The 6,046-nt window shown below is 48.9% G+C and carries 7 protein-coding genes; 2 read left to right on the top strand and 5 right to left on the bottom strand.

Translation table 11 applies throughout. The features are described from left to right. Positions 1-93: 93 nt before the first annotated feature. The 5 genes from ACTRXG_RS16605 to ilvA form a co-directional block, all read right to left on the bottom strand. The gene (locus ACTRXG_RS16605) at positions 94-519 is read right to left on the bottom strand and encodes a TlpA family protein disulfide reductase (RefSeq protein ID WP_474286022.1); all 426 of its coding nucleotides are present in this window, start codon (positions 517-519) and stop codon (positions 94-96) included. Next, positions 473-862 carry a thioredoxin family protein gene (locus ACTRXG_RS16600; RefSeq protein ID WP_474286019.1) on the bottom strand — a complete coding sequence of 130 codons (390 nt, stop codon included), beginning with the start codon at positions 860-862 and terminating at the stop codon, positions 473-475. The genes ACTRXG_RS16605 and ACTRXG_RS16600 overlap by 47 nt, the downstream gene beginning before the upstream one ends. A gap of 80 nt (positions 863-942) precedes the next feature. Further along, complete coding sequence (locus ACTRXG_RS16595; RefSeq protein ID WP_322525104.1) at positions 943-1,467, bottom strand: type 1 glutamine amidotransferase domain-containing protein; 525 nt, start codon at positions 1,465-1,467, stop codon at positions 943-945. A gap of 31 nt (positions 1,468-1,498) precedes the next feature. Beyond that, the gene (locus ACTRXG_RS16590) at positions 1,499-2,245 is read right to left on the bottom strand and encodes a DUF3891 family protein (protein ID WP_474262102.1); all 747 of its coding nucleotides are present in this window, start codon (positions 2,243-2,245) and stop codon (positions 1,499-1,501) included. A gap of 38 nt (positions 2,246-2,283) precedes the next feature. Then, a complete protein-coding gene (gene ilvA, locus ACTRXG_RS16585; RefSeq protein ID WP_474262104.1) occupies positions 2,284-3,531 on the bottom strand; it encodes a threonine ammonia-lyase IlvA in 1,248 nt (415 codons plus the stop codon). A 287-nt stretch (positions 3,532-3,818) separates the two neighbouring features. Here ilvA and ACTRXG_RS16580 point away from each other — a divergent pair, with 287 nt between their 5' ends. Together ACTRXG_RS16580 and ACTRXG_RS16575 are read left to right on the top strand one after the other, a co-directional pair. Further along, entirely contained in the window at positions 3,819-4,127 is a 309-nt protein-coding gene (locus ACTRXG_RS16580) for a phasin family protein (RefSeq protein ID WP_474286017.1), read from the top strand. A gap of 32 nt (positions 4,128-4,159) precedes the next feature. Next, the gene (locus ACTRXG_RS16575; RefSeq protein ID WP_474286015.1) at positions 4,160-5,836 is read left to right on the top strand and encodes an ABC1 kinase family protein; all 1,677 of its coding nucleotides are present in this window, start codon (positions 4,160-4,162) and stop codon (positions 5,834-5,836) included. The last annotated feature ends 210 nt before the right edge of the window (positions 5,837-6,046 follow it).

Raw genomic sequence — 6,046 nt, 5'->3', positions numbered from 1 at the left:
CCCGGTCCAATACCGGGATCATCTGTTAACAGCTTAGACTCTTTTTATTTCCTGTCCATTTTATAGGTTACAGTTCATCCTCGGCGGGCCTTTTTATATGCTGTTAACCTTCTGCAGGCTCTGCATAATATCAATAAACGATGCTTTATCTCCGTATTGCGCTACAATCTCGCCCTGTTCATCAATAATAAACGTACTCGGTACGCCTTCGCATTTATAGCGTCTGTACGTATCCACACCTTCGTCCTGAAGCACCGGGAAATGATAATTGTTGTTTTCCACATACGTTTTAGGATCCTCTTCCCGCCGTTCGCGGCCGGTCACATTAATCGTAACAAACTGCAGCGGACTGTCTTCATTCATCTGTTCATAAAACCGGTTCTTCTGCACCAGGTCCGCAGAAGAATCAGGGCACCAGGACGCCCAGAACGTCAACAGCACCGGTTTTCCTTTCAGCTGTTCAAGCGACCATTCAACGCCGCTCGACATTTCTTTGAGTTGAAACTGAGGGGCCTGCATAGGTATCCTCCTTTTTTTCTGTTAAATCTTGTTTCAAATACGGGTGGAGCTGCTCAAGCAAATACGATCCCGACTGCATTTTATACATCCGCTCTTTTTCCTCCCCGGTGTCAAATACGATTAAACACGGGACACTCTGAATTTCGAGCTGCCGGGCCTGTACAGGGGCAGTATTAATATCCACTTCCAGAAAAGAAGCGCCGGCATACAATTTTTCTATTGGGGCAAGCATACGTTTTGCCAGCTGGCATGTGCCACACGTCGGCGAAGTAAACAAAACCAACCGACGCCCTTCCTCCGCTTCGAGCATCTGCTCAAGCTGTTTGTTCGTTATTCGTTCCAATTTTGTTTCACCCGCTTTGTATCAGGACCTCAAACGGCTGCATCCTTTTAGACACAGCCGGCTGTTTTGGTCTCTTGTTTTTACTGCGTACGAAAAGCTTCGACAAGCGCCTGATTATACGCTGGAATATCCGGCGGACGCTGACTTGAAACGATATGGCCGTCTACGACGACCGGCTCGTCCGACCATACTGCCCCGGCGTTGGTCATATCGTCTTTAATACCAGGAGTGCTCGTTACGTGAACTCCCTGCAGGATGCCTGCGGAGGAAAGCACCCAGCCGGCATGGCAGATTTCACCGATGATTTTTTTATGCTCGTCCATATGCCGGACGATGGAGAGCACTTCGCTGTAGCGGCGGAGTTTATCCGGTGCCCATCCTCCAGGAACCAGGACTCCGTCATAGTCTGCCGGGTCGATATCGGCAAGTGCTGCCTCTGAGACGGCCGGCACCCCGTGTTTTCCTGTATACGATTTGCCATTTTCCTTGCCGGTAAGCAGCACTTCAGCGCCTTCTTCGCGCAGACGCATGACCGGGACCCACAGCTCCAGATCTTCAAAATCGTCTTCGACAAATGCAATAATTCTTTTTCCCTGCAGTGACATTATGATTCCTCCTTTATCTTGCTTTCAGCAGCTATTCAGCAGGCTTTAATGTAACCCGCCGGCTGTCCGGCTTTACATTCCACAGATCCTTCGGTGCCTTAAGCGGCTGCTTTACACAGCGCCGCTCCACTTCGACGGCAAAGGCTTCCGTGAAAGGGAATGGCTGTAGAGCTATCGTCTCTTCGTCTTCCCAGCGGGCATGAATCGTTTCATGATCAAGGGAGGCAAATGTCTGACGGAAGCCGTCCCGGAACCAGGGGACCTCCTCCTCTTTGGACGCCCCCGGCGTATTCATGCAAATATAGAGAGACAGGTCATCAAAAAACTGAAGCAGATGAAAATGTTCAGCTGCCATCAGGAAATTCCACTGGTAGCCGACAATCAGGCGCTGCTGACGGGCAATCTCCTCCTGCATAAAGGCAATTTCCTCCGGCACCTCGGAGTCTTTAAAAAATGAGCCGTAGTGGCTGCTGATCAAATACGCCTGGTACGGGTCCTCTTCTTCAAGAGCATTGATGGTGTTCCGGTAGGCGCCGAGCTTCGGCGGGACCGGATAATTGACAAAGGATACCGGCCACCCGTTTTCATCAAGTACCGGTTCTTCGTCAAGCGTTTTCCAGGCATCGTCATGGCGGGCTGTAGCCTGAAGCGCCGAAGACCAGGACGCCTGTTCTTTAAACGTTGTATGGTGCCAGTACTTCATGCAGTCTCCGGAAAGAGCCGCATGCTCCTGCTGCATCATAACCTCCACCCAGCCGTTCCGATTCTCGCTGATCATAGTATCCGCTCCCTTTCTGCCCATGTGTACCGTCTTAATTAGATAAGGAAATTAAACAGCGTTTCTTCTTTGTTGATTTCAGTATATTTGATGCCGCGGTCTCTCATTCTCGTAAGCAGCTTATCGTAGTCCGATGGATAGGTCACTTCAATGCCGACAAGCGCCGGGCCGTTGGATTTATTGTTTTTCTTGTTGTATTCAAAGCGGGTAATGTCATCGTCCGGGCCGAGCACATCATGTAAAAATTCCCGGAGAGCGCCGGCACGCTGCGGAAAGTTCACAATAAAATAATGCTGCAGTCCTTCATAAATCAATGATTTTTCCCTCATTTCTTCCATGCGGCCGATATCATTATTCCCTCCGCTCACGATGCAGACGACCGTTTTTCCTTTAATTTCTTCTTTGTGAAAATCAAGAGCCGCAATTGATAAGGCTCCGGCCGGTTCAGCTACGACGGCATTTTCATTGTACAGCTCCAGAATCGTCGTACATATCTTGCCCTCAGGCACGAGCGTAATGCTGTTAAGCAGATCCTTGCAGACGTCATACGTCAGTTCCCCGACCCGCTTCACAGCAGCTCCGTCAACAAACTTGTCGATGTAGTCGAGCGAGACAACGCCCTGATTTTCAATGGATGCTTTCATGCTGGGAGCTCCGGCCGGCTCGCAGCCAATGATCTTCGTTGAAGGAGAAATGGAGTTCACGTATGTGCCAACGCCGGATACGAGGCCGCCTCCGCCGACGCAGGAAAATAAATAATCGATCGGCTCTTCAATATCGTTCATAATTTCCATCCCGACCGTTCCCTGACCAGCGATCACTTTTTCGTTATTAAACGGATGCACAAATTCCATCTCATGCGCTTCGCCGTAAGCGTTTGCTTCGTAATAGGCATCGTCAAACGTGTCGCCTGTAAGTACTACTTCCACGTAGTCCTTCCCAAATAACTTCACCTGCGAAATTTTCTGGCGCGGAGTCGTGTTCGGCATAAAAATATGGCCTTTCACTTTCAGCTCCTGGCAGGAATAGGCCACGCCCTGAGCGTGATTTCCTGCGCTTGCACATACGACGCCGTTTTCAAGCTTTTCCTTCGGAATACTGCTCATCATATAATACGCCCCGCGGATTTTAAATGAGCGCACCACCTGGAGGTCCTCCCGCTTTAAATAAATATTGGCCCCGTAACGTTCAGAAAGCACCTGGTTTTTCTGCAATGGGGTATGCGTGACCACGTCTTTCAGTGTTTGATTTGCTATGATAATGTCTTCAATGTGTATATTCCCCATACAAGCAACGTTCCTTTCTACTTAGCGTGCGTCCACTTCAAGCGTGAATGCCCGGTTAACATGATTAGTGTAAATGCTCGAAAGCGGCGGAGAACGTCTCCGCCGCTTTTTGATCCCGTTCAAACCCTTACTATTATAACATGAATATGCATACTGAAAAGCCGTGCGTTTTCCTCTTTTGTGCGAAGGGTACATAAATGATAATCCCGGCAGTTCTTTACCCGCCCTATTCTTTGGTATAATGTTAGCAGTACACTTTTTCACAAAATACAAAGGGGGATTTTTTCATGAACGACATGCTGAAAAAAGGATTTTTTCTAGGACTCGGAGCGGCTTCATACGGACGGGAAAAAGTTCAAACATATCTCGATGACCTGGTCACCAAGGGGAAAATAACCCCCCGGGAAGCAGACGAATGGAAAGAGGAAATGATTCAACGGGGATCGGCTCAAAGCGACTCCTGGAACAGCCAGGCGAAAAACTCCTTCGAAAACCGGGCGGAAAGCATGGGTATCGCCACTAAACGTGATATTGACCGTCTCGAGCAAAAGCTCGATGCCATTGAAAAGGCGATGAACAAACCAGACGACGAATAACCGCCAATTCTAATTAAAGGAAGGAACGCTTCATGGCTATAACAAAAAGTATCCGGCACGCAAATCGATACAGAAAGATTGCTACTACGCTTGCGAAACACGGCTTCGGATATATTTTGCAGGAAGTGGGACTTTTTCACATTCTTTCTCTTCCTAAGCGGATTATGTCGGATCCCAATGACTGGAACACGCAGTCTATCGGGGTCCGTCTTCGGCTTGTCGTAGAGGAGCTCGGTCCTGCGTTCATCAAACTCGGGCAGCTTGTAAGCACCCGGAAGGATATTTTCCCCCCGTCCGTCGTTGATGAACTTGCAAAACTGCAGGATCACGTACCTCCATTTCCATATGAGACGGCCAAGTCGGTGATCGAGCACGATCTGCATGAACCTCTCGGCAATATTTATTCCTATTTTGACGAAACCCCCATAGCCGCAGCTTCCATTGGCCAGGTACATAAAGCAGTCCTCCGTGACGGCCGGGAGGTGGTCGTGAAAATCAGCCGGCCGCACATTAAAGAGATTATCGAACAGGATATCGATATTCTGCGGGATCTGGCACGACTCCTCACCCAGCGGTTTCAATGGGCCCAATTCTATCAGCTTCAGGATATTGTCGAAGAATACGTATCTGCAATACGGGATGAATTTGACTATTTTACCGAAGCCCGCAATGTGGAAAAAATGGCCCGGACCCTTCAGCATTTTGAATCTGTACAGGTCCCCGAAGTATACGAAGCCTGGTCCTCCCGGAGGGTCTTGACTATCGAATACATCGATGGCTATAAGCTTTCCGAGCTTAATTACTCCACCGTCGAATTTGATAAAAAGAAGCTCGCTCATCATCTGGTGGATTCCTTTCTGCACCAGGTGTTGCGCACCGGTTTTTTTCACAGCGACCCCCACCCCGGGAACCTGCTTTTTAAAGAAGGAAACATTGTCGCCTATATCGATTTCGGCCAGGTCGGCCGTTTAAGTAAAAGCATGCGCAGGCAGTTCGTTAACTATGTTATTGCCATGACGAGGCGGAATACCCGGGACGTAGCGGCAGCAATTTATGAAATGGCCGACTTTCCGGAAGATATGGAAACGGAAATTTTTGAAGAAGATGTGGAATACCTTTTATCCAAATATTATGAAACGCCATTTAAGGAAATAGAAATTGGTGCAGCTATCAATGATGTATTTTCCACCTCGCACCGCTATGGCATCAGCATCCATAAAGAATTTACGATGCTTGCGAAAGCTATTATTACCATTGAATCCATTGCCACCGAGCTTGATCCGGACTTAAGCATCGTCGAAATTGCCGAACCGTACGGCCGGATGCTCGTTAAAGAACGGCTGAACCCGCGGGACCGGATCGAGGATGTTTTCCGAGAGGGCAAAGAGCAGTTTGGCTATATCCGCGAGCTGCCCAAAGAGATTCGCTCCGCACTGAAAAAAATCAATGATGATGAACTCGGTGTCGATATACGCATGCCCCGCATTAATATTTTAATGAACAAGCTTGACCGTATCGGCAACCGTCTGAGCTTCAGCGTTATACTGCTTGCTTTCAGTATCGTGATGGTGGGCCTTATCGTCGGATCCACGTTTGGAGATAACAATTCGATTCTCGTTCAGCTCCCCGTCATCGAGATCAGCTTTATCGTGTCGTTCTTTCTCTTCATCTGGCTGCTGTATGCAATTTTCCGCTCAGGCCGATTTTGACCTCCGATACAAAGCAAAGCTGCCGGCTTCTGCCGGCAGCTCAGATTGTAGACAAAGGCCTCCGAAATCCATTTTCGGAGGCCTTTGTTATGCTGTCGAGAGGAAAAAGAAGCCCCAAGAGGCAAGCACACGCCTGTCGCCACCGCCAGGTGGCGAGTTTTTTGAGGTTCATCGCCGCATAAACAAGCATCGCCTGCGCGGTGTTTCGTG

Source organism: Marinococcus sp. LNSP9103-4, from assembly GCF_056034345.1.
The sequence above is the reverse complement of the archived record's forward strand: the minus strand, read 5'-3'. Positions and strand labels throughout refer to the sequence as shown.